Below are 241 nucleotides of genomic sequence, written 5' to 3'. Positions count from 1 at the left end.
ACCGATGCCCGAGGCGCTGCGGCCGGAGGCCCAGGGGCCGGCGCCGGAGGCGGAGAATTCCCCACCGCCCTCAAGGCCGGCGGCGGAGTCGATCTCGTGGAAGGCCTCGGAGCCGCGGCCCAGGCGGCGCCACTGGCTGGTCGCGCTCTGGTACAGCCGCTCGTGCAGGCCGGAATCCACCGCTTCGGCGGGGGCGGGCAGGCTGGCGGTGGTGGAGGGGAAGGCGTCGAGGGAGAAGGGG

1 pseudogene is annotated in these 241 nt (G+C 75.9%); it reads right to left on the bottom strand.

The features are described 5' to 3' along the window. Positions 1–241 (bottom strand): annotated as a pseudogene (locus KUG38_RS17290) (DUF4912 domain-containing protein); the annotation flags it as partial.

The sequence above is a fragment of the Synechococcus sp. CCAP 1479/9 genome (assembly GCF_019038535.1).
Lineage (GTDB): Bacteria > Cyanobacteriota > Cyanobacteriia > PCC-6307 > Cyanobiaceae > Cyanobium.
The sequence above is the reverse complement of the archived record's forward strand: the minus strand, read 5'-3'. Positions and strand labels throughout refer to the sequence as shown.